The organism is Mesorhizobium sp. M0276 (genome assembly GCF_040321755.1).
Taxonomy (GTDB): Bacteria; Pseudomonadota; Alphaproteobacteria; order Rhizobiales; family Rhizobiaceae; genus Mesorhizobium.
The window spans coordinates 64,106-90,964 of the sequence record NZ_JAMYSC010000004.1 but is presented as its reverse complement, the minus strand read 5'-3'; the positions used below and the strand labels follow the sequence as shown (position 1 = coordinate 90,964).

General features: G+C 60.8%; 28 protein-coding genes and 1 pseudogene. 19 read left to right on the top strand and 10 right to left on the bottom strand.

What is annotated here, in order from left to right; genetic code table 11:
- The first annotated feature begins 173 nt into the window (after positions 1-173).
- The 7 genes from purC to NKJ01_RS05060 all read left to right on the top strand — a co-directional run bounded on the left by purC (position 174) and on the right by NKJ01_RS05060 (position 3,994).
- Positions 174-968, top strand: a complete 795-nt coding sequence (gene purC, locus NKJ01_RS05090; protein WP_023759520.1) for a phosphoribosylaminoimidazolesuccinocarboxamide synthase — start codon at positions 174-176, stop codon at positions 966-968.
- A gap of 44 nt (positions 969-1,012) precedes the next feature.
- A complete protein-coding gene (purS, locus tag NKJ01_RS05085) occupies positions 1,013-1,255 on the top strand; it encodes a phosphoribosylformylglycinamidine synthase subunit PurS (RefSeq protein WP_023759521.1) in 243 nt (80 codons plus the stop codon).
- A gap of 62 nt (positions 1,256-1,317) precedes the next feature.
- Positions 1,318-1,527, top strand: coding sequence for a hypothetical protein (locus NKJ01_RS05080; protein ID WP_502905858.1), 210 nt, complete (start codon positions 1,318-1,320; stop codon positions 1,525-1,527).
- Positions 1,524-2,192: a phosphoribosylformylglycinamidine synthase subunit PurQ gene (gene purQ / locus NKJ01_RS05075; RefSeq protein ID WP_023759523.1), complete on the top strand. Its 669-nt coding sequence runs from the start codon at positions 1,524-1,526 to the stop codon at positions 2,190-2,192. The genes NKJ01_RS05080 and purQ overlap by 4 nt, the downstream gene beginning before the upstream one ends.
- An 87-nt stretch (positions 2,193-2,279) precedes the next feature.
- On the top strand, positions 2,280-2,945 hold the full coding sequence (locus NKJ01_RS05070) for a glutathione S-transferase family protein (RefSeq protein WP_023759524.1): 666 nt from the start codon (positions 2,280-2,282) through the stop codon (positions 2,943-2,945).
- Positions 2,942-3,349 (top strand): hypothetical protein, encoded by a 408-nt coding sequence (locus tag NKJ01_RS05065; RefSeq protein ID WP_023759525.1) that lies wholly within the window; start codon positions 2,942-2,944, stop codon positions 3,347-3,349. The genes NKJ01_RS05070 and NKJ01_RS05065 overlap by 4 nt, the downstream gene beginning before the upstream one ends.
- 3 nt (positions 3,350-3,352) lie before the next feature.
- Positions 3,353-3,994: a Pr6Pr family membrane protein gene (locus tag NKJ01_RS05060; protein WP_352726593.1), complete on the top strand. Its 642-nt coding sequence runs from the start codon at positions 3,353-3,355 to the stop codon at positions 3,992-3,994.
- A 67-nt stretch (positions 3,995-4,061) separates the two neighbouring features.
- Here NKJ01_RS05060 and NKJ01_RS05055 read toward each other — a convergent pair whose 3' ends face one another.
- Positions 4,062-4,313, bottom strand: coding sequence for a DUF1127 domain-containing protein (locus NKJ01_RS05055; protein ID WP_352726591.1), 252 nt, complete (start codon positions 4,311-4,313; stop codon positions 4,062-4,064).
- Between the two features lie 94 nt (positions 4,314-4,407).
- Between NKJ01_RS05055 and NKJ01_RS05050 the strand changes: the two genes are divergently transcribed.
- The 7 genes and pseudogenes from NKJ01_RS05050 (at position 4,408) to NKJ01_RS05020 (ending at position 11,798) form a co-directional block, all read left to right on the top strand.
- Complete coding sequence (locus tag NKJ01_RS05050) at positions 4,408-5,826, top strand: aminotransferase-like domain-containing protein (protein WP_352726590.1); 1,419 nt, start codon at positions 4,408-4,410, stop codon at positions 5,824-5,826.
- A gap of 120 nt (positions 5,827-5,946) precedes the next feature.
- A complete protein-coding gene (purL, locus tag NKJ01_RS05045) occupies positions 5,947-8,178 on the top strand; it encodes a phosphoribosylformylglycinamidine synthase subunit PurL (protein ID WP_352726589.1) in 2,232 nt (743 codons plus the stop codon).
- A 7-nt stretch (positions 8,179-8,185) separates the two neighbouring features.
- Positions 8,186-8,745, top strand: a pseudogene (locus NKJ01_RS05040) (hypothetical protein).
- A 133-nt stretch (positions 8,746-8,878) separates the two neighbouring features.
- Positions 8,879-9,112 (top strand): BolA/IbaG family iron-sulfur metabolism protein, encoded by a 234-nt coding sequence (locus NKJ01_RS05035; RefSeq protein ID WP_023759532.1) that lies wholly within the window; start codon positions 8,879-8,881, stop codon positions 9,110-9,112.
- Positions 9,113-9,138: 26 nt separating this feature from the next.
- Positions 9,139-9,873 carry a class I SAM-dependent DNA methyltransferase gene (locus NKJ01_RS05030; RefSeq protein WP_352726588.1) on the top strand — a complete coding sequence of 245 codons (735 nt, stop codon included), beginning with the start codon at positions 9,139-9,141 and terminating at the stop codon, positions 9,871-9,873.
- Positions 9,874-10,040: 167 nt separating this feature from the next.
- On the top strand, positions 10,041-10,376 hold the full coding sequence (grxD, locus tag NKJ01_RS05025; protein WP_013532137.1) for a Grx4 family monothiol glutaredoxin: 336 nt from the start codon (positions 10,041-10,043) through the stop codon (positions 10,374-10,376).
- Positions 10,377-10,529: 153 nt separating this feature from the next.
- Positions 10,530-11,798 (top strand): multidrug effflux MFS transporter, encoded by a 1,269-nt coding sequence (locus tag NKJ01_RS05020; protein ID WP_352726586.1) that lies wholly within the window; start codon positions 10,530-10,532, stop codon positions 11,796-11,798.
- On the opposite strand, the gene NKJ01_RS05015 is transcribed toward NKJ01_RS05020, so the two are convergent.
- The 4 genes from NKJ01_RS05015 to rpsD form a co-directional block, all read right to left on the bottom strand.
- Positions 11,795-12,202: a UCP034077 family protein gene (locus NKJ01_RS05015; RefSeq protein WP_352602681.1), complete on the bottom strand. Its 408-nt coding sequence runs from the start codon at positions 12,200-12,202 to the stop codon at positions 11,795-11,797. The genes NKJ01_RS05020 and NKJ01_RS05015 overlap by 4 nt on opposite strands.
- Positions 12,203-12,285: 83 nt before the next feature.
- Entirely contained in the window at positions 12,286-13,113 is an 828-nt protein-coding gene (locus NKJ01_RS05010) for an inositol monophosphatase family protein (RefSeq protein ID WP_352726584.1), read from the bottom strand.
- On the bottom strand, positions 13,103-13,990 hold the full coding sequence (gene ttcA / locus NKJ01_RS05005) for a tRNA 2-thiocytidine(32) synthetase TtcA (protein WP_352726583.1): 888 nt from the start codon (positions 13,988-13,990) through the stop codon (positions 13,103-13,105). Before ttcA ends, NKJ01_RS05010 begins: the two co-directional genes overlap by 11 nt.
- Before the next feature lie 167 nt (positions 13,991-14,157).
- Complete coding sequence (gene rpsD / locus NKJ01_RS05000; protein WP_224664054.1) at positions 14,158-14,775, bottom strand: 30S ribosomal protein S4; 618 nt, start codon at positions 14,773-14,775, stop codon at positions 14,158-14,160.
- A gap of 376 nt (positions 14,776-15,151) precedes the next feature.
- On the opposite strand from rpsD, the gene NKJ01_RS04995 reads away from it, so the two are divergent.
- On the top strand, positions 15,152-15,361 hold the full coding sequence (locus NKJ01_RS04995) for a hypothetical protein (RefSeq protein ID WP_352602687.1): 210 nt from the start codon (positions 15,152-15,154) through the stop codon (positions 15,359-15,361).
- A 132-nt stretch (positions 15,362-15,493) separates the two neighbouring features.
- Here the strand turns inward: NKJ01_RS04995 and NKJ01_RS04990 are convergent, their stop codons facing one another.
- The 4 genes from NKJ01_RS04990 to NKJ01_RS04975 are packed head-to-tail and all read right to left on the bottom strand — an operon-like array spanning position 15,494 to position 17,806.
- Entirely contained in the window at positions 15,494-15,682 is a 189-nt protein-coding gene (locus NKJ01_RS04990) for a DUF3008 family protein (RefSeq protein WP_023759541.1), read from the bottom strand.
- A gap of 60 nt (positions 15,683-15,742) precedes the next feature.
- Positions 15,743-16,531, bottom strand: coding sequence for a glutamate racemase (gene murI / locus NKJ01_RS04985; RefSeq protein WP_352602689.1), 789 nt, complete (start codon positions 16,529-16,531; stop codon positions 15,743-15,745).
- Positions 16,524-17,438, bottom strand: coding sequence for an RNA methyltransferase (locus NKJ01_RS04980; protein ID WP_352726581.1), 915 nt, complete (start codon positions 17,436-17,438; stop codon positions 16,524-16,526). The genes murI and NKJ01_RS04980 overlap by 8 nt, the downstream gene beginning before the upstream one ends.
- Positions 17,405-17,806 (bottom strand): hypothetical protein, encoded by a 402-nt coding sequence (locus tag NKJ01_RS04975; RefSeq protein WP_352726579.1) that lies wholly within the window; start codon positions 17,804-17,806, stop codon positions 17,405-17,407. Before NKJ01_RS04975 ends, NKJ01_RS04980 begins: the two co-directional genes overlap by 34 nt.
- A 238-nt stretch (positions 17,807-18,044) precedes the next feature.
- On the opposite strand from NKJ01_RS04975, the gene NKJ01_RS04970 reads away from it, so the two are divergent.
- The 4 genes from NKJ01_RS04970 (at position 18,045) to NKJ01_RS04955 (ending at position 23,499) form a co-directional block, all read left to right on the top strand.
- Positions 18,045-18,812 carry a right-handed parallel beta-helix repeat-containing protein gene (locus tag NKJ01_RS04970; protein ID WP_352726577.1) on the top strand — a complete coding sequence of 256 codons (768 nt, stop codon included), beginning with the start codon at positions 18,045-18,047 and terminating at the stop codon, positions 18,810-18,812.
- An 80-nt stretch (positions 18,813-18,892) separates the two neighbouring features.
- Positions 18,893-21,277: a capsular polysaccharide synthesis protein gene (locus NKJ01_RS04965; protein ID WP_352726575.1), complete on the top strand. Its 2,385-nt coding sequence runs from the start codon at positions 18,893-18,895 to the stop codon at positions 21,275-21,277.
- Between the two features lie 358 nt (positions 21,278-21,635).
- Complete coding sequence (locus NKJ01_RS04960) at positions 21,636-22,847, top strand: NADP-dependent isocitrate dehydrogenase (RefSeq protein ID WP_352726574.1); 1,212 nt, start codon at positions 21,636-21,638, stop codon at positions 22,845-22,847.
- Positions 22,848-22,872: 25 nt separating this feature from the next.
- Entirely contained in the window at positions 22,873-23,499 is a 627-nt protein-coding gene (locus NKJ01_RS04955) for a glutathione S-transferase family protein (protein ID WP_352726572.1), read from the top strand.
- A gap of 477 nt (positions 23,500-23,976) precedes the next feature.
- On the opposite strand, the gene alaS is transcribed toward NKJ01_RS04955, so the two are convergent.
- On the bottom strand, positions 23,977-26,643 hold the full coding sequence (gene alaS, locus NKJ01_RS04950) for an alanine--tRNA ligase (protein WP_352726571.1): 2,667 nt from the start codon (positions 26,641-26,643) through the stop codon (positions 23,977-23,979).
- Positions 26,644-26,859 lie beyond the last annotated feature (216 nt).

The following is a 26,859-nucleotide window of genomic DNA, read 5'->3' as shown; positions in this document are numbered from 1 at the left end:
CTGCGCTGCGGCATTTCGGTCCCGAAAGCGGTTGATTGGAAGGATTTGCCGATTGAGCAAACGATGTGATTGGGATAGACCCGGCATTGAACCCTACCGTAAGCCGCACTATTTCAGGCAGACGGACAGGAAATGGCCAATTGCCGCTGTCCGGAACCCCAGAGAAAAATCAGATGAAAAATCGCCGCCGCATTTATGAAGGCAAGGCCAAGATCCTCTATGAGGGACCGGAGCCGGGTACGCTCATCCAGTTCTTCAAGGATGACGCCACCGCGTTCAACAAGAAGAAACATGAAGTCGTCGACGGCAAGGGCGTGCTCAACAACCGTATTTCGGAGCACATCTTCAACCACCTCAACCGCATGGGCATCCCGACCCACTTCATCCGCCGGCTCAACATGCGCGAGCAGCTGATCAAGGAAGTCGAGATCATTCCGCTCGAGGTGGTCGTGCGCAACGTCGCCGCCGGTTCGCTGTCCAAGCGCCTCGGTATCGATGAAGGCACCGTTCTGCCGCGCTCGATCATCGAATTCTATTACAAGGCCGACGCGCTCGACGATCCGATGGTGTCGGAAGAGCACATCACCGCGTTCGGCTGGGCGAGCCCGCAGGAGATCGACGACGTCATGGCGCTGGCCATCCGCGTCAACGACTTCCTCTCCGGCCTGTTCATGGGCGTCGGCATCCAGCTCGTCGATTTCAAGATCGAATGCGGCCGCCTGTTCGAGGGCGACATGATGCGCATCGTTGTCGCCGACGAGATTTCGCCGGATTCCTGCCGCCTGTGGGACGTGGCGACGCATGACAAGCTCGACAAGGACCGCTTCCGCCGCGACATGGGCGGCCTCGTCGAAGCCTACCAGGAAGTTGCCCGCCGCCTCGGCATCATGAACGAGAACGAGCCGCCGCGCCCCACCGGCCCGGTGCTTGTCGCCTCGACCGACGGCCTCAAAGGCAAGCCGCACTGAATAGTGGCTTGCAACCCGATAGTCAGAACAGGAGCACGTCCAGCGTGATCAAGGCCCGCATTACCGTCACACTCAAGAACGGCGTGCTCGACCCGCAAGGCAAGGCGATCGAACACGCGCTGTCCGGACTGGGTTTTGGCGGCGTCGGCGCGGTACGGCAGGGCAAGGTGTTCGACGTCGAGCTGGCGGAAAGCGACAAGGCCAAAGCCGAGGCGGACCTCAAGGCGATGTGCGACAAGCTGCTGGCGAATACGGTGATTGAGAATTATAGTGTGGCGATTACCTGAGGTTGCGCCGGAGGCACTATGCCGGAAGTCACGAATGAGCTGATGACGAGCTTCTTAAGCGCGTGCATCATGAAATTGGTGAACTTCGTCAGGATGGTTCCGAGACGAAGCGGGAATTGAATGTGATGCGGGGTCACATGGTGGCGACGCAAAGCGATATCCATAACATTTATGGCATTCTCGCCCGTCAGGACGAGCGCCTCGAACGCATAGAGCGACGCCTCGACTTACGCGAACTCGCCGAAAACCAAAGGCCTTTCGAACCGAAATGAAATCAGCTGTCGTCCTTCTGCCTGGCCTCAACCGCGACCGTGACATGATCGCGGCGCTGACCAAGATTTCGGGAAAGCCGCCGATCACTGTCTGGCAGACCGACACCGAAATCCCCGATGTCGACCTGATCGCCATTCCCGGCGGTTTTTCCTTTGGCGATTATCTGCGCTGCGGCGCGATTGCCGCGCGCATGCCGGTCATGCGGGCGGTGGCCGAAAAGGCAGCCGCGGGCGTGACAGTCATCGGCGTTTGCAACGGTTTCCAGATCCTGGTCGAGGCCGGCCTGCTGCCGGGCGCCTTGATGCGCAACACATCGCTGAAATTCGTCTGCCGGCAAGTGAAGCTTGAGATCACCAACGCCAACACCATGTTCACCCGCCGCTACCAGCCAGGCCAGATCATCCGCACGCCGGTTGCGCATCATGACGGCAATTATTTCGCCGACGCCGACACACTCGCCCGTCTCGAAGGCGAAGGCCAGGTGGTGTTCCGCTATGCGGACGGCACCAATCCCAACGGCTCGATCAACGACATTGCCGGCATCATCAACGACCGCGGCAATGTGCTCGGCCTGATGCCGCACCCGGAAAACCTGATCGAAGCAGCTCATGGCGGTACCGACGGCCGTGGACTGTTCGAAAGTGCGCTTGGCATCGCCGCCTGACCTCTTCGAGGCAAGCGTCTTGAAAACATCCGGACATTCCTGTCTCTTTGTCGAGGCAAGTCCAGTTCATGGGGGAGAAAAACGGTCATGAAACTCTATTCGCGGCCGTTGTCGCCCTACTCGTCGATCGTGCGGGCGCTGGCCTACATCAAGGACGTGCCGCTCAAGATCATCGCGCCGCCGCCCGGCTTTCCCATCCCGGAAGGATTTCGCGCCATCTCGCCGATGAACCGGATTCCGGTGCTGATCACCGGCTCTGGCGAAACGATCGTCGAATCTGTGGTCATTGCCGAGTATCTCGAAGAGCGGTTTCCGGAACCGGCTCTGCTGCCGCCCGATTCCAAGGACCGCGCGCTGGTGCGCATGTTCGCCCGCATCACCGATCTCGATGTGCTGACCCCGATGATGAAGCTTTTCGAGCTTCATTCCATGCCGAAGCGAAACAGTGCCGAGATCGACGCCCAGTTCATCCGCCTGCACCACGGGCTGGCAGCGATCGAGGAGCGCATGGCGCACGGGCCCTTCGCGCTCGGTGACGATATCAGTTTCGCCGATGCCTGGCTGACGCCGACGCGGTTCATCTTCAACAATTTCCGCGCCATGACAGGACGCCGCGACCTGCTCGACGCCTACCCGAAATTCGACGCCTATGAGCAGATCGCCTCGCAGCACCCGGCATTGTCGCGGGTGTGGGGCGAGATGTCCGACGGCCAGAAGATGTTTCTGTCCGAGCTTGAGATGGGTGCCGCTTGACCAGGAGCAAGGCGATCGCGCTGGTTGCCGCGGCGGCTTTCGCTCTCACATCCTGCCAATCGACCCCGAAGAGCACGCCTGTGCCCTCGGGCAAGAGTGCAGCGCTGCTGGCCATGGAACAGGTGGCGATATCGGCCCATAAATGCTGGATCGCCAGCAAGGACCCAGCCTTCAAACAGTATCAGATGGCCAATGAACTGAATTCGTTCAGCGGCACGCCGCGTTTCCTGCTGGTGCCGGCCAAACACTATGGCGGCAAACCGTTGCTGGTGGTCCAGGCGCAAGGCAATTCAAGCCGCGTCGATGTGTTCGGGCCGCTGATGAACGATCCGCTCGGTGCCCGCATCGGATCGGACATCGCCCGCTGGCAAGCCGGCAATCCGGCCTGCGCCGCGACCGCCTAGCCCATGGGCCGCTTTCTGCAGATGACGGGGCTGGCCATCGGCCTGGCCGGGCTCGTCCTGCAGTTCTGCATCAGCATTCCGGCGTCGATGGAGGCAGGCCGCAGCCTGCTCGGCTCCATCGTTTTCGTTTTCAGCTTCTTCACCATCCTGACCAACATCGGCGCGGTGCTGGTGTACACCTCGCTGCTGTCGCCCGCCGGCTATGCCTGGCTGCCGGCCTTCGCCGGGACGCGCATACGGGCCGGCGTTGCCGTTTCGATCGCATTGGTGTTCATCATCTACGCCGCGGTGCTGGCACAGCTCTGGCAGCCGCAGGGACTGTTCCTGCTCTGCGACGTCCTTCTGCACTATGTGACGCCGCTGCTGTTCGTGTTGTGGTGGCTGACATCGGGCGCCGACGGTCGGACGCGCTGGAGCGACATCTCCTGGTGGGTGCTCTATCCCGTCGCCTATCTGATCTATGCGCTGATGCGGGCGCCGTTTGCAGGCGAGGTGCCCTACCCGTTCCTGGACGTCGCCAGGAACGGCCCGGCCAGCGTTGCCATCTCGGCGGCCGCCATCACCGGACTTTTTCTCGTGCTGTGCGTGGTTGCCGTCCTTGCGGACCATGGCGTTGCGCGCACCCGGCTATCGAGCGTCCGCTAGAGCGGCATGCATTGTGGCACCTCTGCGACGCCAAGCGAATCCGCTTGGCTGCAAAATGCCTTGGCTGTCAGTCCCAGAAGGGCCTGATACCCTCGCGGTGGGCATCGCAGCGCGAGACTCCGATATCCTTGAGTTGGTCATCGGTCATTTCCAGAAGCGCCAGCCTGCTGCGCCGACGCTCCAGCAGATGGCCGATCCATCTCGCCAGCGACCCGACCAAGCGCACCAGACGGGTAACAAAGCCGCCTTGGCTCGATGGGCGTGCCGATTGACCTGATAGTCCGGCTCTCGAAGGACGGATTGTAGCGATTGTGCTCATTATCTTTCTACCCGAATTCCAACTTGCACCCTTTTTTGGCGCAGTTACGATATGTATTGACTCACAATTCGGTGCAATATAGAAAATTGTCACCATGACAAATTGGCTTCCAGATCTCACTGCCGGCTCCGGCCCGCTGTATCAGCGCCTGGCGGATTCAATCGAAACGGATATCGATCGGGGTGTGATCGAAGCCGGAGCAAAGCTGCCGCCGCAACGCGACCTCGCCTACGACATCGGCACCACGGTCGGCACGGTCGGCCGGGCCTATCAATTGCTGCGCGAGCGCGGGCTGGTGAGCGGCGAAGTCGGGCGTGGAACCTATGTACTCGGTCAGCGCGCCGACGGCGCAAAACCGAACCTGCCGGCGCCGGTCAGCAGTGGCGAAGGCACTCGCCATATCGATGCACCGCGCGGCAAATTGCGTTTCGACAGCACGGCAGCGCCAGACATCGGCCAGGGTGCTGATATCGCCGACATCCTGTCGCGCACGACGCAGGACCACCCGCATGAGATTTCAAGCTATACCAGGGACTTCCCCGACCGCTGGTACGAAGCCGGCGCCCGCTGGCTATCGCGCAATTCGTTCAGACCTAATGCCGAGACCATCGTCCCCACGCTCGGCACCCACGCTGCGGTGATGGCGGCGATCGCGGCGCTCACCACACCTGGCGACTATGTCGCCTTCGAGCACCTCACCTACTCGCAAATTTCCCGCAGCGCCGGCCTGATCGGCCGACGCACCGCACTGGTGGCATCGGACGACGAAGGTATCGACCCCCAGGATTTCGAGCGCGTCTGCGCGCAAAAGCATCCCAGGATGATCTTCCTGATGCCGACGGCGCAGAATCCCACGCTGGCGACCTTGTCGGCGGCGCGGCGCGAGGCAATCGCGCGTGTCGCGCGCGAATACAATGTCATCCTCATCGAGGACGATCTCTACGGCAATTTGACCGACGATCCGACACCGTTGCTGGCCGAATATGCCCCTGAACGCACCATTGTCGCCGGCGGCCTGTCCAAGTCGGTCGCGGCTGGCGTGCGCGGCGGTTGGCTTTCCTGCCCGCCCGCCTATCGCCATCGTATCCGCGTCGCCCACAAGATGATGACCGGCGGCATGCCTTTCCTGCTGGCCGAGGTGAATACAAGGCTGGTGCTGTCTGGCCAGGCGGATGAGATACGCAAGCGCAGCATCGGCGAAATCCGCGCCCGCATCGCAATCGTGCGAGAGACTTTGGCCGGCTTCGCGTTCAAGGCACACGACAGGGTGCCTTTTGTCTGGATGACCCTACCCGATCCCTGGCTTTCCGGCACCTTCAAGAACGCCTGCCTCGAACATGGCGTGCTGATCGACGACGAGGACGAGTTCAAGGCCGGCCGTTCCGAGCAGGTTTTCCACGGCGTCCGCTTCGGCATTTCGCAGCCACGGCAGCGCAATGACATCGCCGAGGGAGTCGCGGTGATCCGGCGACTTCTCGATGAAGGCCGTGCCGGCTACGACAGCTTCTCCTGACGCCCTGTGGTTTTGTCCGGTTTTCCGTCGTTTTCGTCGAACCATGGGTGTATCGGCCTTAAAGCTTGCGATAAGACGTGACTCAAAATCCCAACGCGCCCCGGATAAAAATCGCTGCCCATGACCATTTCCAATTCCGTGCCGATCACCCCTGAGCTTATCGCCGCGCACGGGCTGAAGCCCGACGAGTATCAGCGCATTCTCGATCTTGTCGGGCGCGAACCGAGCTTCACCGAACTCGGCATCTTCTCGGCGATGTGGAATGAGCATTGTTCGTACAAATCGTCGAAGAAGTGGCTGCGCACGCTGCCGACCACGGGCCCACAGGTCATCCAGGGCCCAGGCGAGAATGCCGGCGTGGTCGACATCGGCGACGGCGACTGCGTCGTCTTCAAGATGGAGAGCCACAACCACCCGTCCTACATCGAGCCCTATCAGGGTGCGGCGACCGGCGTCGGCGGCATATTGCGCGACGTCTTCACCATGGGCGCGCGGCCGATCGCTGCGATGAATGCACTGCGCTTCGGCGCGCCTGACCACCCCAACACCAGGCATCTCGTTTCGGGCGTGGTTTCCGGGGTCGGCGGCTATGGCAACGCCTTCGGCGTGCCGACGGTCGGCGGCGAGGTCAATTTCGACGCCCGCTACAACGGCAACATCCTGGTCAACGCTTTTGCGGCCGGCATTGCCAAGACCGACGCGATCTTCCTGTCGGAAGCCAAGGGCGTCGGCCTGCCTGTCGTCTATCTCGGCGCCAAGACCGGCCGCGACGGCGTCGGCGGCGCCACCATGGCTTCAGCTGAATTCGACGACAAGATCGACGAGAAGCGCCCGACCGTGCAGGTCGGCGATCCTTTCACCGAAAAGTGCCTGCTGGAAGCCTGCCTCGAACTGATGGCCTCGGGCGCCGTGATCGCCATCCAGGACATGGGTGCCGCCGGTCTGACCTGCTCGGCGGTCGAGATGGGTGCCAAGGGCGACCTCGGCATCGAGCTCGATCTCGATAAGGTGCCGGTGCGTGAAGAGCGCATGAGCGCCTACGAAATGATGCTGTCGGAAAGCCAGGAGCGCATGCTTATGGTGCTGCGCCCCGAAAAGGAACAGGAAGCCGAGGCGATCTTCCACAAATGGGGGCTCGACTTCGCCATCGTCGGCAGGACCACCGACGATCTGCGTTTTCGCGTGCTGCACCAAGGGGATCAGGTCGCCGACCTGCCGATCAAGGATCTCGGCGACAAAGCACCGGAATATGACCGGCCGTGGGTCGAGCCGAAGAAGCCGGCGCCGCTGGCCGCCGATGACGTGCCGCAAGCCGACGTGGCCGATGCGCTGTTGAAGCTGCTCGGCGGACCGGATCTTTCCTCGCGCCGTTGGGTCTGGGAGCAATACGACACACTGATCCAGGGCAATTCGCTGCAGCTTCCCGGCGGCGATGCCGGTGTGGTGCGCGTCGACGGCCATCCCACCAAGGCGCTCGCTTTTTCGTCCGACGTGACGCCACGCTATTGCGAGGCCGACCCTTATGAGGGCGGCAAGCAAGCGGTGGCCGAATGCTGGCGCAATTTGACCGCCACCGGCGCCTTGCCGCTGGCCGCCACCGACAATCTCAATTTCGGCAACCCGGAGCGGCCCGAGATCATGGGTCAGCTGGTCGGTGCGGTGAAAGGTATCGGCGAGGCCTGCCGCGCACTCGGCTTCCCGATCGTCTCCGGCAATGTCTCGCTCTACAACGAAACCAACGGCCAGGGCATTTTGCCGACGCCGACAATCGGCGGCGTCGGTCTGATCGCCGACTGGTCGAAGATGGTGCGGACCGGCTTTGCCGCGCAAGGCCAGATGATCCTGCTGGTCGGCGCGCCGGACTCCTGGGGAACGCATCTTGGCCAGTCGGTCTATTTCAGGGACATCCACGGCCGCACCGATGGCCCGCCCCCGCCGGTCGATCTGGACCATGAAAAACGCGTCGGTGACCATGTGCGCGCTCTGATCGCATCCGGCATCGTCACGGCGGCGCATGACGTGTCCGATGGCGGTATCGCGGTGGCTTTGGCCGAAATGGCGATGGCCTCCGGCATCGGCGCGACCGTTCCCGGGCTTGTCGGGACCGATCCCATTCCGGTGTGGTTCGGTGAGGATCAGGGCCGTTATCTGCTGACGCTGTCGATCGACCCGCATGGCGATGAATGGGACGCCATCCGCAAGCAGCAGGGCGAACTCGGCATCTTCGCGCCGTGGATCGGCTCTACCGGCGGCAGCGCGCTGAAGCTTGGTGAGGCGCGGGCAATCCCGGTCAGCGAACTGACCGGGGCGCACGAGGGCTGGTTCCCGCGCTTCATGGGTCAGGCCAGCTGACCGGAGCATGATCCCGAAAAGTGGAAACCGGTTTTCGGAAAAAGGTCATGCTCAACCACAGAAATTGGCTGCCCGGGCGCTGCTTGCAGTCGTCTTCTGGCCGTCGCTGTTCTTCTTCTGGTTCCTCGGGCCGTTCGTCTTCTTCCTGCTGTCGACGACCTCAAGCGAGGTTGCGCCCGGCTGGAAACGCGCGCGCAGTTTCTTGCCGCGGCCAACGGCGCCATCCCGATGCTCATCGCGCAGAACCTCATCTACGCGGTTCCGATCGTCTGCCTGGTGCTTTGGGGCCGCCTTTTCCCGGATCCGGAACGGGCAAGACATATCGTCACCTGCATCAAGCTTTTCGCCTGCGCGGTGGTCATAGGGGCGCTGTGGGAGTACGGCTCTTCGCTCGTCTGCGACGGTTACGGTCAACCGTTCTTCTCGCCAGCCTGGCAGATGACGAGTTATCTCCCCATAATCAGCCTGATTATCAACATTCCCCTCTATGTGCTGACTTTCAGCCTTGGCCGTGCTTTTTCGACACGTGAGGACGTCGCCGAGAATGAAGCAAGCCCACGGGCCTAAATCTTCCCTGATGTTCCCGGATCGTCTTGCCCTTGACGGGACAGAACGGCTTCAATCCGGACCGGAAAGGCTTTAGGCTCGCCCGACTCTCATCTACTGGCCGGTTAGCGGCCACTCGAAACAGGATTCTGCCATGGCAATGGATGCCCGCGACATCGAAAAACTGATCAAGGACGGCATTCCGGACGCCAAGGTGACGATTCGCGATCTCGCAGGCGACGGCGACCATTATGCGGCCGAGGTGGTGGCCGAGAGCTTTCGGGGAAAAACCCGCGTGCAGCAGCACCAGATGGTCTATGACGCGCTGAAGGGCAATATGGGCGGCGTGCTACACGCGCTCGCGCTGCAGACCAGCGTTCCCGACTAAAACGCACAAGAACGAAGACGGCAACCATGACCAGCAGCAGCGATACGCCAATCGCTAGGCGAGCTTACGCCTCGTTTGCCGATCGCTATGATGCGTTTGCTCCAGGCAAGCCGCACAATGCCCTCTATGAGCGCCCGGCGTCGCTGGCACTTGTTGGCGACGTCGCCGGGCTCGACCTTCTCGATGCCGGCTGCGGGTCCGGCATCTGCTCGGAAAAGCTGGCACAGGCCGGTGCGCGCGTCAGGGCATTCGATGTAACGCCGGAGATGGCGGCAATCGCCAGCCAACGATGCGCCGGGCTCGATATCGAGATCCGTGTCGGCGACATGACGAAACCTCTGGACTGGCTCGCCGATCAGAGTGTCGACGGCGTGCTGTGTGCGCTGGCGCTCGACTATGTCGAGACCCTCAAGCCGGTTTTCTCGGAATTCCATCGCGTCGCACGACCAGGCGGCTGGCTGGTCTTCTCGATGGGTCATCCGATGCGCGACTGGGCGGATGCCCGCAGTCGGGGCGAGAAGAGCTATTTCGAGACCAATCGCTGGGGCATGCACTGGGGCGGTTTCGGGGAACCCAATCCCTATGTCGAATGCTACCGCAGGCCACTCGGCGACATTCTCAACGGCCTTGTCGACACCGGCTGGACACTCGACCGTTTTGTCGAGCCACTTCCCTTGCCGGAAATGGAAACCGTCGATCCCCGTCACTTTGCCGAATTGAGCCTGGCGCCGGCGTTCATCTGTGTTCGCGCGCGCAAATAACATTGCCCGACCGGCAACAGGGTTGCAACGGCCGCTTGGCCCAACACAGCCCATCCTTTGCGCCATTTCAGCCACGGCACGGCTAAAGTCTTGTTTCGAGCAATCGTTGGGTTTATTTGAATGGAAATGTTTCGAGCCTGACTCCCACAGGCGGGAAAGGATATTCAATGAGCGGCATCAACGACTACATCGACAACGAAGTGAAGGGCAACGACGTCGTCCTTTTCATGAAGGGCACGCCCGGTTTCCCGCAATGTGGGTTTTCCGGCCAGGTCGTCCAGATTCTTGACTATATCGGCGCGGACTACAAAGGCGTGAATGTTCTGGACTCCGCAGAACTGCGCCAGGGCATCAAGGAATATTCCAACTGGCCGACGATCCCGCAGCTTTACGTCAAGGGCGAATTCGTTGGCGGCTGCGATATCGTGCGTGAGATGTTCCAGGCGGGCGAACTTCAGACATTCCTTGTCGAAAAGGGCGTCAGCGTCAAAGGCGCCGCCTGACTCTTGTTTTCGTGCATGTCGGCCGCCTAACCGCCGCAAACATGCATGAAACGCCAGGGCACCCTCGGCAATTTTCATGTCCTGAACTCAGGACCAAGACGAGCCAATGCGCCGGCCCGCCGGCGCATTTTCGTTTGAACGATCGGACTTGCCGTGGACCAGCAAAAGTCAGCGCCGCAATCGGCAAGCAAACTGCCCATTCCTCGCTGGGAATTCATCGCGCTGTGCGCCGCGCTGATGGCGCTGAACTCGCTGGCCATCGACATCATGCTGCCCGCACTGCAGCAGATCGGCGCCTCGCTTGGCGTCGAGAACGAAAACCACCGGCAATATGTGATCACCGCCTACATTCTGGGCTTCGGCGGCGGCCAGCTGTTCTTCGGGCCGATCTCGGATCGCTTCGGCCGTCGCGCGCCGCTGGTCGCCGGGCTGGTGGTCTATGTCGCCGCGGCCGCGGCGGCCGCCGTTGCACCAAGTTTTGAAACACTGCTCTTGTGCCGGGCCGTGCAAGGCATTGGTGCTGCCGCGACCCGCGTCATCGCCGTCTCGATCGTGCGCGATACGTTCGACGGCCGACGCATGGCCGAAGTGATGTCGCTGATCTTCATGGTGTTCATGGCGATACCGGTCATTGCCCCCGGCATTGGCCAGTTCATCATGCTATTAGCGACATGGCACTGGATCTTCGTCACCATGGCCGTCGGTGCACTCATTGTCTCGGCGTGGTCGCTGCTGCGCCTGCCCGAAACATTGCGTCCCGAACATCGCCGGCTGATGACCGTCAACTCCATTGTCGGCGGGTTTCGCATCGTGCTCACCAACCGCGTTGCGATCTGCTATGCCTTCGCCAGCACCTTCATTTTCGGCGCCATGTTCGGCTTCATCGCCTCGGCGCAGCAGATCTATGTCGGCATATTCAATGTCGGCGAGATGTTCCCGGTCATCTTCGCCGGGGTTGCGGGCGTGCTTGCTTTCTCCAACTTCCTGAACTCGCGCCTTGTCGGCCGCATCGGCATGCGCCGCCTGTCGCAGAGCGCGCTGCTGCTGTTCCTGGTCATTAGCCTTGCTTGGCTGGTCGTTTCGCTGGAAATGAAGATGCCGCTCTGGCTGTTCATCACCTTCTTTGCCTGCGCCATGCTTCCGTTCGGCGCGCTCGGCGCGAATTTCAACGCGCTGGCCATGGAGCCGCTCGGCCAACTGGCCGGCACGGCGTCGTCCATCCTGGGTTTCATGCAGACTTTTCTCGGCGGCATTCTTGGCACGCTGATCGGCCAGGCGTTCAATGGCACGGTGACGCCGCTGGCCGCCGGCTTCTGCAGCGTCTCGGTGGCAGCGCTGCTGATGATTTTCATCGCCGAGCGCGGCAAGATGTTTCAGCCGCAGAACCCGCCCGTCTCTGGGCACATCACCGACTTGCATTAGGACGCACCCTCAAGGGCTGCCGTGAAGCGAGGGGCAAGCATACGCCCCGCGATGGCTTCGCCCATGCTGTCCGAAAAGGGCAATGGCAGGGCGTCGTCGAGTGCCCTGAGGATTGAAGCCACGAAGGCCCGGCTGAGCTGGGCATCGGTCCCCAGATCGGAATACGTGGCGCGAGGCTTGCCAATCAGTGTGCCGTTGCGACGAAGCGAGAATCGCAGCGTCAAGGACATGCCGGCGGTTCCGGGCGGCGGCTTCCAACAGGCGTAGATTGCGTCGGACATCTCCTTTATCGTGTCGACGGGATCGGGACTGCGACAGGTGCGCTCTTGCGATCTTGCCTCGTTGGAGCTGGCAAACAAGGCGGCGGCAAGGGCCGCCGCGACAATTGCGAACCGAGGTTTCATTCGAGAGCCTCCGGATTTGCGTGAGATTGCACCGCTCCTTCAGCCGGACACCGGCGGTTCGGACACTGGCCGCAGGATTGATCCTATTGCGCCCAGAGTTCGCGGCGCAATTCCTGCCAGCTTTCCCGATCGGGCGCGACAAGCAGGCCGCCGCCGAGATGCGAGGGCAGATAGGCGCTGCCATCGAAACGTGCGGCATGACCACCGGCTTCGGCATGGATCAGCACACCGGCCAGATGGTCCCACGGCATCAGCTTGTTATAGACGACGAAGTGGGCATGGCCGCTGGCCAGCAGGCGGTATTCGTGCGCCGCGCAGCGATAGGCGAATTGCGACAGGATCTTGGTCTGGTTGCGCGCCAGCCGCGACCGCTCCGGCTCGGGCATATATTGCCAGGAGACAGAGCCGGTCATTTCCGAGATCGGCGAGGGTGCCGCGACATGGACCTTCTCGATGCTGCCATGCGCATGCCGGATATGGCTGCCGGCGCCTTTGGCACCGATCAGCCAGTCCTTGCCGACGGGATCGTGGATGATGCCGGCAACGGTCTCGCCCTTGACCACGACCGCCAGCATGACGCCGAACAAGGGCACGCCGGAGGCGAAGTTGAAAGTGCCATCCACCGGGTCGATGACGAACGCCAGATCGGCATCAACGAGGCCATCAAGCAGTGCCGGATTGTCGGAACAGGCCTCCTCGCCGACGACCATCGCCGAGGGGTAACGCTCACGCAGCCGCTCGGTGATGAGCCGCTCGGCATCGACGTCGGCTTCCGTCACCAGGTCGGCGGCCGAGGTCTTCTGGCGGATGTCGCCCTCGCCCAACCGGCGAAAGCGCGGCATGATTTCGGCTTTCGCGGCATCGGATAGAAGGCCAGCGAGCCAGTCGATCGCAGTATCGTCAAATGTCATCGGCTTGCCTTGTGCCGACGGTCTCATTGAGCGCCGCGAAATCGAACAGCTTTCTATCGAGCAAATGCGATGGCCTGCTGTTCGACAGCGCGCGCAGCATCGTGTCCTTGCGGCCGGGCATGCGCTTTTCCAGGTCCTCGAGCATGGCCTTCATGGCGTTGCGCTGGAGACCCTCCTGGCTGCCGCAGAGATCGCAGGGAATGATCGGGAATCGCATCGCGGTGGCAAATTTTTCGAGATCGCCCTCGGCGCAATAGCTCAGCGGCCGCAGCACCATGACGTCGCCGTCGTCGTTGAGTAGCTTTGGCGGCATGGCGGCGAGACGGCCGCCGTGGAACAGGTTCATGAAGAAGGTCTCGAGAATGTCCTCGCGATGGTGGCCGAGCACCAGCGCCGAGCACCCCTCCTCACGCGCTATACGGTAGAGATGGCCGCGCCTGAGCCGCGAACAGAGCGAGCAATAGGTGCTGCCCGCAGGCAGCTTGTCGGTGACGACGGAATAAGTGTCCTGATATTCGATGCGATGCGGGATGGCGTATCTGTCGAGATAATCGGGCAGAATGTGCTTGGGGAAATTCGGTTGGCCCTGGTCGAGATTGCAGGCTAGCAATTCGACCGGCAGCAGCCCGCGCCATTTGAGATCAAGCAGCACGGCGAGCAGCCCGTAGGAATCCTTGCCGCCCGACAGCGCGACCAGCCAGCGTTGGCCGGGCTTCACCATCGAAAAATCCTCGATCGCCTGCCGGGTCAGCCGCAACAGCCGCTTGCGCAATTTGTTGAACTCGACCGAGGACGGCGCATCGGCGAAAAGCGGATGGAAGCCGCCCGCGATGTCGGCTGCTGGTTCAAGCGATTCGGCGTCTGGCAACATGTTCATCGCGTCAGTTCCAAAACCCGGGAGCAACGACGGTTCGGCACTTCGTTGCGCCCGGGAGTAGCGGACATGGCCGAGAAAGAAAAGGCAGACAAAGAAAAGGCCGCCTCGACGGCGGCCTTTGAATGGTATCGCAAATGCGTTCGCTCAGCGCGAACGGAATTCGTCGCTTAGCGCGAATAGAATTCGACGACCAGGTTCGGTTCCATCTGCACGGCGAACGGAACATCCGCCAGGCCGGGGATGCGCGAGAAGGTCGCGACCATCTTGTTGTGATCGGCTTCGATGTAGTCCGGCACGTCGCGCTCAGCGAGACCGACCGCTTCCAGGACGATGACCAGCTGCTTCGACTTTTCGCGGACTTCGATGACGTCGCCCGGCTTGCAGCGGTACGAGCCGATGTTGACGCGCTTGCCGTTGACGTTGACGTGGCCATGGTTGACGAACTGACGGGCGGCGAAAATGGTCGGCACGAACTTGGCGCGGTAGACGACCGCGTCGAGACGCGATTCGAGCAGGCCGATCAGGTTCTCCGAGGTGTCGCCCTTGCGGCGGTCCGCCTCTTCATAGACCTTGCGGAACTGCTTTTCCGAAACGTCGCCATAGTGACCCTTCAGCTTCTGCTTGGCGCGCAGCTGCAGGCCGAAATCGGAAAGCTTGCCCTTGCGGCGCTGGCCATGCTGGCCGGGGCCGTATTCACGCTTGTTGACCGGGGACTTCGGGCGGCCCCAGATGTTTTCGCCAAGACGGCGGTCGATCTTGTACTTCGCGGATTCGCGCTTGCTCATCGCATTCCCTTTTCAAAACAACACACCCGGAACCTCATGGTCCGGGTGAAGGAAACGCGCCCTCCTCTGGCCTCCGTTTTCGAGACCTGACAGGGTTTTCCCACGCAACGCGGCGGAAAACCCACGGGACACGTCAGTTCAAACAAGATAGCAGAATTGAGTTTCCACGCATCTTGCGCACATAAAGAAAACCACCGGGCATTGCGGCCCGGTGTTGGCGCGCTGATTAAACGGAGATTTAACCGGTGTCAAGCTTGCTGCTGGCCCTGGGTTTAGCGGCGATATAGCGTCTCTGGGTTGAGTGCGGTGCCGCACGTGGCGGGAGGTTGCGCCAACGGCATTAGGAAGGGACTTGAGCAAAGGAGCCACAATTCGCATGAAGAAGTTCTTCCTTACCCTGACGGGAGCCGCGGTGTTGGCGGGATCCATGGCGGTCATGACGCCGGAGCCGGCAATGGCGCGGCACTGGAGTGGCCACCGGCAGCACGAGGTCTGCCGCATCGTGGTCAAGAAGAAGATTGTCTGGCGGCACGGCCACAAGAGGGTCATCCGTTACAAAGTCAAGCGCTGCTGGGCGCGCTGGTAGGCTCCCGGTTCGGTCTCAGGCGGCCGACATATCGTTTCAAGGCCCGCGGTCTTGGCCGCGGGCTTTTTCATTCCAGCTCATGTTCTTATGGACGAGCTTGTTATCGATGGCGAAACGCGGATGCCCTGATCCCTAATGTTTCGATTTCTTCTCCGGCAGGCTTTTGCGCTTCGTCTCGGCGAATTCCTCAAGTTGCTTCTCGCTCATCGATTCGTACATTCCCTTGGAAGCGCCCTTGAGTTCGCCCTTCTTCATCTCGCCGCGCTTGGCCGACAAGGCGGCGCCAGCGGCTTTCTGCTGGGCTTTCGAGGTGGCTGGCATGGCTGATTCTCCCTTCATTGCCTGAGAGAAAACGCGACAAGCCAGCCAATGTTCCGGATATCAGGCGACCGTCAGGCCAAAGCCCTGCATGAGCCGGCTGGTAGCGAAGTCCACCTTGCCGGAGGTGAAGACTGCAATGTCGGGCTCACCCACCGGCAGCGGTCCGTCGACCGGTGCAAGCAGCGACATGGCGCGGCGGGCGATCGCTTCGGCCGGGTCGATCCAGTCGACCGGCCAGGGTGCGGTCTTGCGCATGCGGTTGGCCAGGAACGGATAGTGCGTGCAGCCGAGCACGACGATGTCGGTGCGGGCGCCGTCCTTCTCGACAAAGCATGGTGCGATCTCCTGACGCACGATCTCCTCGTCGACGAACCCCTCGCGCATGTAAATCTCGGCCAGCGGGGCGAGCCGGTCCGAGCCGACGAGCCGCACATGGCATTTCTGCGCCCATTTGCCGATCAGGTCGCGCGTGTATTGACGCTTGACCGTGCCGGGCGTCGCCAGCACCGAGACCAGCCCGGAGCGCGTGCGCTCCGCCGCCGGCTTGATCGCCGGCACCGTGCCGACAAAGGGATGGCCCGGGAATTTCGCGCGCAGCGCATCGATCACCAGCGTCGACGCGGTGTTGCAGGGGATGACCGAAATCTCGGGCCGAAATTTTTCCAGCAGCGCGCCGAACAGGCCAAGGATATGGGCGTTGAGGGCCGGTTCCTCCCAGGCGCCATAGGGGAACGCGGCGTCATCGGCGATATACACAAAGCGGCGATCGGGCATCAGCACGCGCGCCTCGCGCAGCACGGTGAGCCCGCCGATGCCCGAATCGAACATCAGGATCGGCCGCTCAGTCATTGTCGGTGCCCTTTCCGCCGAATGGCGGTACGTCGTCGTCCTTGCCGGTGTCGGCAAGGCGATTGCCTTCCGCTTTGCGGGCGCGCGCGGCGGCCGCGGGCAACCGCCTTGGATCGTCGCCCGGGGAACCATCGCCGCGCGGCATCGCCGGCGAAAATCGGTCGAGCGACGAGATGATGCCGCGCAGCACCTTGAGCTCCGGTTCGGCAAATCCGGGGCGTGTCAGTACAGCGCGCAGATTGTCGACCATCTTCGGCTTCTTCGGGGCCGGCCGGAAATAGCCGCGCGCTTCCAAGGCACCTTCGAGATAGGCGAACAGGCCGTGCAGTTCTTCCTTGCTTGCCGGCTTCATATCCGGGCCGGAAAAATTGGTCCTGGTCTCGTCTTCCAACCCGGACTTCATCCATTCGTAGGACATCAGCAGCGCGGCCTGGGCGATGTTGAGCGAGGAGAAATCGGGATCGACCGGAAAAGTGACGATCTCGTCGGCTAGGCCAACCTCGTCATTGTAGAGGCCGAAGCGCTCGCGTCCGAACAGGATGCCGGTGCGCTGCCCCATTGCGTGACGGGCCCGAAGCATCCTGCCCGCTTCCACCGGGCCCCGCACGGGTTTGAAGCCGTCGCGCTGCCTGGCCGTGGTGGCGAAAACGAAGTTCAAATCGGCGAGCGTCGAGGCCAGATCGTCGAAGACGGTGACTGCGTCTATGACATGATCGGCGCGGCTGGCCGCCGCGCGTGCTTTCTCGCTCGGCCAACCGTCACGCGGGTTGACCAGTCGCAGCTCGACCAAGCCGAAATTGGCCATGGCGCGCGCGACCATGCCGATGTTCTCGCCGAGCTGCGGCTCGACGAGGATGATCGCCGGGCCGGTGGTCACGAGGCCGCGCTGAAAGTCCGTTCCTGCCATGTGTTCCAGATGATTGCGCTACGAAGTCTCCGCGTCCTGCCATATCGATACGGCTTTTTGAAGAGCGGTCGGCCGCCCCGACTGAGAAATAACCGTAGCGCGTACCTGCCGCTTCCCTTGGTTGCGTTAAGAAATCCGGTGGTCGCACTCTTGATGCACGCGACCGTCGGGCTCGCGAAAGTCGCCACACGTGGCTGGGCAAGCCAGTCGTCGCACGGCGTATGAAAAAATGACGAGACTGGCTCCTCAGTGTTTATAACGGAATAAATCCGATCTTTTTTACTGCCTTGTCCCACCAAACCCGCATTCCAAATCGCCGACAGATGTACCGTCTCATGCTCGCTGCCGGCATCGACGATGTTTTGCATTCTTAGAAATCATCTACGATCAGGGTGCATATTTGTTTACGATGACGCAGCGCGTCACTGGAAAATTAGATTAGGACAATATAATATCCGACCCGCTTGGGGTTCAATGTGTATCGACGAATGGTATTTGGAAGGCGGAGTGCGCCTTGCATACTCCCGTCATTTTATCTGCGCCCCAGCATTTCGACACGGGTTTCAGCGGCCGACGAGGGCGTTGGCCATAATCTAGGAGGGGCAAATGAAAGTGGTACGGTTTTTCCTTTCACTCGCTGTGTTGCTTGTGGCGTCAGTTTTCCTGATCGCGCCAGCTTCCGCGCAGGCGACACGGACGTGGGTTTCCGGTGTTGGTGACGACGCCAATCCTTGCAGCAGAACGGCGCCTTGCAAGACCTTTGCCGGCGCGATTTCCAAGACGGCGACGAGCGGCGAAATCAACGTACTCGATCCAGGCGGTTTTGGCGCCGTGACGATTACAAAGTCCATCACGATTCGATCCGATCATATCGAGGCAGGCGTACTCGTCTCAGGGACCAACGCGATTATTGTCAATGCTGGAGCCACCGGCAAAGTGGTGTTAGAGGGGCTCGACATTGAAGGCCTCGGGACAGGTCTTAATGGCGTGAACATCCTCAGCGGGCAGGCTGTCTACATCATTCGATGCGACATCCGACGCTTCACGCAAAATGGTGTCAATTCCATCAGTAGCACAGCGGGAGCGAGGGTCTTTATCCAAAACTCTACGATAAATATGAACAACGGCGGCGTGAACGTGAAGGGAACCGGCGTTGGAAATGCGGTCGCTATCGTCGACACTCTGATCGATGGAAACGCGAATTTTGCGGTGCAGGCGGACGGAGCCGGCAACATACTTGCCATCGCCAGAAGCTCTCTAACCGGCAGCCCAACAGCGGTGAGTCTGCTCAATACGGCGACTGCAACGTCTTTCGGGCCGAGCAGTGTTGTGACAGGCGGCGGTGCATTTACGACCACGACACCGTTCAAGTAGCGTAAATTCATCCGAGCGTGGCGCTTGCCTGCAAACGCCGAACCTCGCATAAGACGCCTAGGCTTAGGTGTTGGCGATGAATGAGAAGTCCGCGAACCGAATCATTCGCGGACTTCGTCAGTTTTTTAGTGATGGCCGTTTTGCAAAAGACAATCTGGACGTGCTGGTTTCAGGGACGAGATCAAGCGCCGGAAGTTGTTCGAAAATGTATCGCGAGTTGGGAGACCAAGAACCCCCAATGGGATTTTCGCTGCCTCGACGCCGGCTCCATTGAGCGCTACGTCAATCTTGGAAAACATGTCGACCTATCAAGCCAAACAATCACAGCGGCATCGCTTTCCGACATTTTACGTTTGTTGTTGCTCCACGAATATGGCGGCGTTTGGGTCGACGCGACGACTTACTGCCATATGCCTTTAGATGACTGGCTGCCGTTGGCCACCAGCAGCGGATTCTTTGCCTTTTCGAAGCCAGCCGAGGATCGCGAACTGGCGAGTTGGTTTCTAGCGGCCCATGTCGGAAGTGCACTGCTGGATAAATGGGTAGCACGCACAATTGCCTACTGGCGCGGCCGGCGAAGCACACGCGATTACTTCTGGCTTCATCATCTATTTGGTGAACTTTGCGCCACTGATCCGGATGCAAATCGGCTTTGGCAGAAAACCCCACGTATTAGTGCCGACGGCCCCCATTCGGTTCAGAACGTAGGTATGTACAAGGAATACGACCTTCACAAAGATGAGGTCGACTGGACGGCGCCCGTTTTTAAACTGACCCACCGAGTTGAAGCGGACAGGCTTGGCGGCACCACGCTCGTTGGGCGCCTTTTGGGTGTAAATGGAGAACCTTCGGCGGTGCTGGATTTGCCGGTGCCATCAGGAAATCAAGCCAACCGGAAATTTGGCATTCTGAGCGTTGCGACCGAAAATCTTGGTGACCATATCCAGATACTTGCCGGAGAGGCGTTGATGCGCCGAGCGGGATTCGAACCCTCCTTTCTTGTCGATCGGGACAACGGCATCGCTCATCCCCCACCTGCACCTCCCAATGAGCGCGTAGGCATTCTGCTGAACGGTTGGTTCAAAACAAATCCGGCAGAGTGGCCTCCGCACCAATCATACGACCCGATCTACCTTGGATTTCATATACGCCTTTTTCAATCACCTAGCCTTGTCGCGCCCGCTGCCATTGAATATTACAGCAAGCATGGTCCGATCGGTTGCCGGGACAACTACACGCTCGCGCTTCTTAAGAGCTACGGGCTTGACGCATTTCTGAGTCATTGTCTAACCCTTACTTTTACGCGTCGAACACATGATCCGGAGAACCAAGACAAAATTTTTGTCGTTTCACGCGACAAGAGAATACTTGACTACCTCCCTTCATCTCTCGGCGATTACGAATTTATCAGCCACTACTCTGGAGAGCACGATTTTTTGCGTAACAAAGCGCGCGCAGAGGAGCTTCTCGAAAAATACCGAAAGCACGCAAAGCTAATAGTTACGACCCTGCTTCATTGCGCCTTGCCCGCCATCGCTATGGGTATACCGGTTGTTGTATTTTACCCTCTGAATGACGAGCTTGGCCGGCGGTCTGATCGAGAACGTTTATCGTCACTTGCAGCGATGGTCCGAATTCACGAGCTGAATGAAGTGTCTTTGGTGGACTGGAGCGGAACTACCATTGACATTGGCTCCCTGAAACTGGCGCTCATCGATCAGTTTTTTTCCATGGCCGAGCGCTGGGGCTCAGCCGCCCCTCCCCGCATTGAAGGCATTGCTCCGTCGTCAACCTTGCCTCCGATCCTTGACAGCAACCCCTATAGATATTTGGACGACCCAGAACGCCTGGGGCGGCTCGCAAAGACCGGATCACCGGATCGCGAGAGGTGGGGGGCTCTATCCAGCTACAAAGCAGATTGGTCGATGCGTGGAGAGATCACTGCCCGCTTCATTCCTGACGGTGCCCGCATTCTTGAAATCGGAACGGGAACGGGCGCTTTTCGGCGGATGGTCATGGATCGTTGTCATTATTCTGGGGCCGATCTTAGCCCGCTCGACCAACAAACGCTTGTTTTGAACCTTGAGAACGATCCAATTCCCCCTGGCGATTGGGATGCAATCGTTCTTCTTGGGGTTATCGAATATCTTCATGACCCCCTTCAAGCGCTCACAAAAGTGTCTGCCGCTGCTCGGATGGTCATCCTTTCCTACTGCGTCCCCCGCAACGTTGAAGATCCTGCGTCACGTCGCGCACGAGGTTGGGTGAACGAACTAACAGAACGAGATTTGATAAGCCATTTGGCTCTTTCGAGGCTTTCGCTGAAAGTCATCGAACCCGTCAATTCGAGCGATGACTTTGATCAAAAACTTTTTGTTTTTGAGCGTGCGCCATTTCCAAGAAGGGTTAGGCACCTCATAGACCATGTGCGCAATTATTTCGCCAAGCATTCAAAGATCGCCTGATTAGAGCGACGCTACTTGACCTCGGCGAAAGCTGCACTGACGAAAATTCGTGCCTTTAGGGGGCGACCCGCAGATTGTCGTGTCGCCGGCTTCGCTGCGCAAGTCGCAGCGCATATGCAAGCCTCCCGACCATCACCGGGCTTTCTGACGCGCGTCCGCCGGATGCTGTGAGCCTCATGCCGTTTTCTGGAAACGTCGGTTCGAGCCACATGTTCCCGTCGCCGTCGATCTTGACGATGCTGGTCACGACGACCACTACGGGATGTATTTGCACATCCGACAGCCAGTGCTATAGGGGGGCGAATCCCTCTCCCCTTGCGGCACTGGCCGCCCTACCCGCTCAAACGAGGCCCGTTCCATGGCGAAGATCAAGGTGGCGAACCCGGTCGTCGAACTCGACGGCGACGAGATGACCCGCATCATCTGGCAGTTCATCAAGGACAAGCTGATCCACCCTTATCTCGACCTCAACCTCGAATATTATGACCTCGGCGTCGAGCATCGCGACGCGACCAACGACCAGGTGACTATCGATTCGGCCAACGCCATCAAGAAATACGGCGTCGGCGTGAAGTGCGCGACCATCACCCCCGACGAGCAGCGCGTCGAGGAATTCAAGCTGAAGAAGATGTGGAAGTCGCCGAACGGCACCATCCGCAACATCCTCGGCGGTACCATCTTCCGCGAGCCGATCATCATGAAGAACGTGCCGCGGCTGGTGCCCGGCTGGACCAAGCCGATCATCGTCGGCCGTCATGCCTTCGGCGACCAGTACCGCGCCACCGATTTCCGTTTTCCCGGCAAGGGCAAGCTGACGATCAAGTTCGTCGGCGAGGATGGCAAGGTGATCGAGCACGATGTCTACGACGCGCCCGGCGCCGGCGTCGCCATGGCCATGTACAATCTCGACGAGTCGATCCGCGAATTCGCCCGCGCCTCGCTCAACTACGGCCTGCTGCGCAACTATCCGGTCTATCTGTCGACCAAGAACACCATCCTCAAGGCCTATGATGGCCGCTTCAAGGACATTTTCCAGGAAGTCTACGAGGCTGAATTCGAGGCCGAGTTCAAGTCGAAGAAGCTATGGTACGAGCACCGGCTGATCGACGACATGGTGGCTTCCAGCCTGAAATGGTCGGGCGGCTATGTCTGGGCCTGCAAGAACTATGACGGCGACGTCCAGTCCGACACGGTGGCGCAGGGTTTCGGCTCGCTCGGCCTGATGACCTCGGTGCTGATGACGCCGGACGGCAACACGGTGGAAGCCGAAGCCGCGCACGGCACCGTCACACGCCATTATCGCCAGTACCAGAAGGGCGAAGAAACCTCGACCAATTCGATCGCCTCGATCTTCGCCTGGACGCGCGGCCTCGCCCATCGCGCCAAGCTCGACGACAATGCCGAGCTGAAGCGCTTTGCCGAGACGCTGGAACGGGTCTGCATCCAGACCGTCGAATCCGGCTTCATGACCAAGGACCTGTCGCTGCTGATCGGCCCCGACCAGCCCTGGCTTTCGACCACCGGCTTCCTCGACAAGATCGACGAGAACCTGCAGAAGGCGATGGCCTGACCTCTCGAGGTTCGGGAGGGCCAGCATGGGCAAGCCCATCGTCTACGGGGCGGATTACAGCGTCTATGTGCGCATTGTCCGCCTCGTGCTCACGGAAAAAGGCATCGACTACGAGCTTGTGCCGGTCGATGTCTTTGCCGCCGAGGGTATTCCCGCCTGGTATTTCAGGCACCACCCGTTCGGCCGCATCCCGGCTTTCGAGCATGATGGGTTTCGGCTGTTCGAGACGAACGCGATTGCCAAATATATCGACGAGGCGTTTGACGGGCCGAGCCTTCAGCCGGCGGGACTCCGCGTCCGCGCAACGATGAACCAGATCCTCGGCATGCTCGACGCTTATGCGTACAGATCCATGGTCTGGGATGTCGCCGTCGAGCGGCTTGAGAAGGAAGCCCCTGACGAAGCACTGATCGCCAACGGGCTTTCGCAGGCAAGCAAGGCGCTTCAGACGCTTTCCTCGCTGATATTGCCAGGGCCGTGGCTGCTGGGCGACCAGCTGACCCTGGCCGATCTCCATGCGGCGCCGATCATCGGCTATTTCGTCAAGGTCGCCGAAGGGCAAAGCCTGCTCGCTGAATTTCCCGAGATTCAGGCTTGGTGGGAGCGGATTTCAGTTCGTCCAAGCTTTGTCAGAACCGAAAAGACCGAGTGATCTGCGGTTTCGCCGTGCCAATGTGACGCTGGTGCCGCCCCTCATTGCCCTGCCGGGCATTTCTCCCCGTAAACGGAGAAAGTGGCTGGCCGCGATCTCTGCGGCTACCCTTCAACACTGGCAATTAGCGAAATCGTCCGCGAAAGCGCCCTTCTCTCCTTCACGGCAGGGCTATCGCATATGGATTCTTGCGAAGAAGAACCCCACCCTAACCCTCCCCACAAGGGGGAGGGAACGCTGCCGCGTGCCTTTAATTCTTCTTGGCGCCGAAAAGAAGGCGATTCTCCTGGGTCAGCGCCAATGGAAGTCTCCCTCCCCCTTGTGGGGAGGGGTTAGGGGTGGGGGTCCGTGCCGGGCAGACATCTCAGGAATTCCATATGCGATAGCCCTGCCGTTCACGGGGAGAAGATGGCGGCAGCCAGATGAGGGGCAGCACTACCCAGCAAAGATAGGGCTCCCCGCCGTGACGGCCGTTAGTCAGGCGGCTTCGAGTGCAGCCTTTACCGCGGCGATCGCATCATTGGCCCTGGATGCATCCGGACCACCGGCCTGGGCCATGTCTGGCCGCCCGCCGCCGCCCTGCCCGCCCAATGCGGCGGAGGCCACGCGCACCAGATCGACGGCGCTGAAACGGCCGACGAGATCGTCGGTGACAGCGACCACAACGCTCGCCTTGTTGTCCTCACCGGCGCCTACGAAGACGACGACGCCCGAACCGAGCGAGGTCTTGCCGGCATCGGCCAGCGGCTTCAAATCCTTCGGCGAAACACCGGAGACCGCCTTGCCGAGGAAGCCGACACCCGCCACCGTCTCGTTCTCGGCTGGCGCACCAGCCCCTGCACCGCCGCCCAGCGCCAACTTCTTGCGCGCTTCGGTCAGTTCCTTTTCGAGCTTCTTGCGCTCGTCGAGCAGCGCCTCGACACGTGCCGGCACATCGGCCGGCGAAATCTTCAGCGTCGCCGCGACCGATTTCAGACGTCGGTCCTGCTCATCGAGATGTTTTCGCGCCGCCTCGCCCGTCAACGCCTCGATGCGGCGCACGCCGGCGGCGACCGCGCTGTCCGACACGACACGCACCAGACCGATATCGCCGGTCGCCCTGACATGCGTGCCGCCGCAGAGCTCGACCGAATAGGGCCGGTTGGCCTTGGCGCCATGCACGCCGGTGCCCATCGAAACAACGCGCACTTCGTCACCATACTTCTCGCCAAACAGCGCCATGGCGCCTTCGGCGATGGCATCGTCGACCGACATCAGGCGCGTGTTCACCGGGCCGTTCTGCACCACGATCTCGTTGGCCATGCGCTCGACCTCTTCGAGATCCTCCGGTGAAATCGGCTTGTTGTGCGAGATGTCGAAGCGAAGACGTTCCGGCGCCACCAGCGAGCCCTTCTGCGCGACATGGCTGCCCAGCACCTCGCGCAGCGCCTCATGGATCAGATGCGTCGCGGAATGGTTCGCACGCAGCCTGGAGCGCCTGTTGTGGTCGACCTTAAGCTCGACCGCCGCGCCGGCCTTGACCGTGCCGCTGGCCACCTTGCCGATATGGACGAACAGCCCATCGGCCTTCTTCTGCGTATCGGAGACCTCGATCGAGAACCCTTCGCCTGAAATGATACCGGTGTCGCCCATCTGGCCGCCGGACTCTGCATAGAACGGCGTCTGGTTGACGACGATCGCCACCGCATCGCCCTTGCCGGCGCTGTCGACGGTCTTGCCGTCCCGGACAAGCGCCTGGATGATGCCTTCGGCAGCTTCAGTCTCATATCCAAGGAACTCGGTGGCGCCCGCCTTTTCGCGTACTGAAAACCAGATGGTCTCGGTGGCCGCATCGCCGGAGCCAGCCCAATGCTTGCGCGCCTCGGCCTTCTGCTGCTCCATCGCATGGGTGAAGCCGGCAAGATCGACCGAGATGCTGCGCTGGCGCAGCGCGTCCTGCGTCAGGTCGAGCGGGAAGCCGTAGGTGTCGTAGAGCTTGAAGGCCGTCTCGCCGTCCAGCATGTCGCCGGCATGTAGCGTTTCCGTCGCCTCCGAAAGCAAGCCGAGGCCGCGCACCAGCGTCTTGCGAAACCTGGTCTCCTCGAGCTTCAGCGTCTCGGTGATCAACTGTTCGCCGCGCACAAGTTCCGGATAGGCCTGGCCCATCTCGCGCACCAGCGCCGGCACCAGGCGCCACATCAACGGATCGCGGGCACCGAGCAGCTGCGCATGACGCATGGCGCGGCGCATGATGCGGCGCAGGACATAGCCGCGGCCTTCGTTCGACGGCAGCACGCCATCGGCCACCAGGAAAGCGGACGAGCGCAGGTGATCGGCAATGACGCGGAAGGACGCGACCGTCTCCTTGTCGGGACCCTGTCCAAGCGCTGACGACGCCGCCTCGATCAGATGACGGAACAGATCGGTCTCGAAGACGCTTTCCACCCCTTGCAGGACAGACGCCATGCGCTCCAGGCCCATGCCGGTGTCGATCGACGGACGCGGCAGATCGATGCGCTCCTCCTTCGTCACCTGTTCATACTGCATGAACACCAGGTTCCAGAATTCGAGGAAACGGTCGCCGTCCTCTTCCGGGCTGCCGGGAGGTCCGCCCCAGATGTGTTCACCGCGGTCGATGAATATCTCCGAGCACGGCCCGCAAGGTCCGGTGTCGCCCATCGCCCAGAAATTGTCCGAGGTCGCGATGCGGATGATGCGGTCGTCCGAAAAACCGGCGATCTTCTTCCAGAAGCCGGCTGCCTCGTCATCCGTGTGGTAGACGGTGACCAGCAGCTTGTCCTTGTCCAGGCCGAATTCCTTGGTGATCAGGTTCCAGGCTAGCTCGATGGCGCGCTCCTTGAAGTAGTCGCCAAAGGAGAAATTGCCGAGCATCTCGAAGAAGGTCAGATGGCGCGCGGTGTAGCCGACATTGTCGAGGTCGTTATGCTTGCCGCCGGCGCGAACGCTCTTCTGGGCGGTCGAGGCGCGCGAATAGGGCCGCTTCTCCAACCCGGTGAAGACGTTCTTGAACTGCACCATGCCGGCGTTGGTGAACATCAGCGTCGGATCGTTGCGCGGCACCAGTGGGCTCGACGCGACGATCTCGTGACCTTCCTTGCGGAAGTAGTCGAGAAATGTCGACCGGATTTCGTTCACGCCACTCATGAATGCTGCCTTTTCGAGAGAGCCGCCGGCAAACCGGCGGAAAATGGGCTCTGCGTTTCCAGAGATAGAGTTGGCCTTTTAGCCGCCGCGCTTCACCCTGTCCAGAAACACGGAATTGGTCCAATCGACGGCCTTTGCCGGCTGTCCGAGCCAGGCCCCGTTTCCTGCCAAGACGTAAAAAAACCGCCGGCGCTAGGCCGGCGGTTCAAAACGCAA

What these genes read in the sequence shown, in the direction of transcription:
- NKJ01_RS05015 (WP_352602681.1), bottom strand. Translation starts at nt 12,202, where the DNA reads ATGAAACCTCGGTTCGCAATTGTCGCGGCGGCCCTTGCCGCCGCCTTG.
- alaS (WP_352726571.1), bottom strand. Translation starts at nt 26,643, where the DNA reads ATGAGTGGCGTGAACGAAATCCGGTCGACATTTCTCGACTACTTCCGC.
- murI (WP_352602689.1), bottom strand. Translation starts at nt 16,531, where the DNA reads ATGACTGAGCGGCCGATCCTGATGTTCGATTCGGGCATCGGCGGGCTC.
- purL (WP_352726589.1), top strand. Translation starts at nt 5,947, where the DNA reads ATGACCATTTCCAATTCCGTGCCGATCACCCCTGAGCTTATCGCCGCG.
- NKJ01_RS05060 (WP_352726593.1), top strand. Translation starts at nt 3,353, where the DNA reads ATGGGCCGCTTTCTGCAGATGACGGGGCTGGCCATCGGCCTGGCCGGG.
- NKJ01_RS05070 (WP_023759524.1), top strand. Translation starts at nt 2,280, where the DNA reads ATGAAACTCTATTCGCGGCCGTTGTCGCCCTACTCGTCGATCGTGCGG.
- NKJ01_RS04970 (WP_352726577.1), top strand. Translation starts at nt 18,045, where the DNA reads ATGAAAGTGGTACGGTTTTTCCTTTCACTCGCTGTGTTGCTTGTGGCG.
- NKJ01_RS04990 (WP_023759541.1), bottom strand. Translation starts at nt 15,682, where the DNA reads ATGCCAGCCACCTCGAAAGCCCAGCAGAAAGCCGCTGGCGCCGCCTTG.
- NKJ01_RS04965 (WP_352726575.1), top strand. Translation starts at nt 18,893, where the DNA reads ATGAGAAGTCCGCGAACCGAATCATTCGCGGACTTCGTCAGTTTTTTA.
- NKJ01_RS05035 (WP_023759532.1), top strand. Translation starts at nt 8,879, where the DNA reads ATGGCAATGGATGCCCGCGACATCGAAAAACTGATCAAGGACGGCATT.
- NKJ01_RS04975 (WP_352726579.1), bottom strand. Translation starts at nt 17,806, where the DNA reads ATGCAAAACATCGTCGATGCCGGCAGCGAGCATGAGACGGTACATCTG.
- NKJ01_RS04960 (WP_352726574.1), top strand. Translation starts at nt 21,636, where the DNA reads ATGGCGAAGATCAAGGTGGCGAACCCGGTCGTCGAACTCGACGGCGAC.
- NKJ01_RS04995 (WP_352602687.1), top strand. Translation starts at nt 15,152, where the DNA reads ATGAAGAAGTTCTTCCTTACCCTGACGGGAGCCGCGGTGTTGGCGGGA.
- NKJ01_RS04980 (WP_352726581.1), bottom strand. Translation starts at nt 17,438, where the DNA reads ATGGCAGGAACGGACTTTCAGCGCGGCCTCGTGACCACCGGCCCGGCG.
- purQ (WP_023759523.1), top strand. Translation starts at nt 1,524, where the DNA reads ATGAAATCAGCTGTCGTCCTTCTGCCTGGCCTCAACCGCGACCGTGAC.
- purC (WP_023759520.1), top strand. Translation starts at nt 174, where the DNA reads ATGAAAAATCGCCGCCGCATTTATGAAGGCAAGGCCAAGATCCTCTAT.
- NKJ01_RS05050 (WP_352726590.1), top strand. Translation starts at nt 4,408, where the DNA reads ATGACAAATTGGCTTCCAGATCTCACTGCCGGCTCCGGCCCGCTGTAT.
- NKJ01_RS04955 (WP_352726572.1), top strand. Translation starts at nt 22,873, where the DNA reads ATGGGCAAGCCCATCGTCTACGGGGCGGATTACAGCGTCTATGTGCGC.
- NKJ01_RS05010 (WP_352726584.1), bottom strand. Translation starts at nt 13,113, where the DNA reads ATGACATTTGACGATACTGCGATCGACTGGCTCGCTGGCCTTCTATCC.
- ttcA (WP_352726583.1), bottom strand. Translation starts at nt 13,990, where the DNA reads ATGAACATGTTGCCAGACGCCGAATCGCTTGAACCAGCAGCCGACATC.
- NKJ01_RS05055 (WP_352726591.1), bottom strand. Translation starts at nt 4,313, where the DNA reads ATGAGCACAATCGCTACAATCCGTCCTTCGAGAGCCGGACTATCAGGT.
- grxD (WP_013532137.1), top strand. Translation starts at nt 10,041, where the DNA reads ATGAGCGGCATCAACGACTACATCGACAACGAAGTGAAGGGCAACGAC.
- NKJ01_RS05030 (WP_352726588.1), top strand. Translation starts at nt 9,139, where the DNA reads ATGACCAGCAGCAGCGATACGCCAATCGCTAGGCGAGCTTACGCCTCG.
- rpsD (WP_224664054.1), bottom strand. Translation starts at nt 14,775, where the DNA reads ATGAGCAAGCGCGAATCCGCGAAGTACAAGATCGACCGCCGTCTTGGC.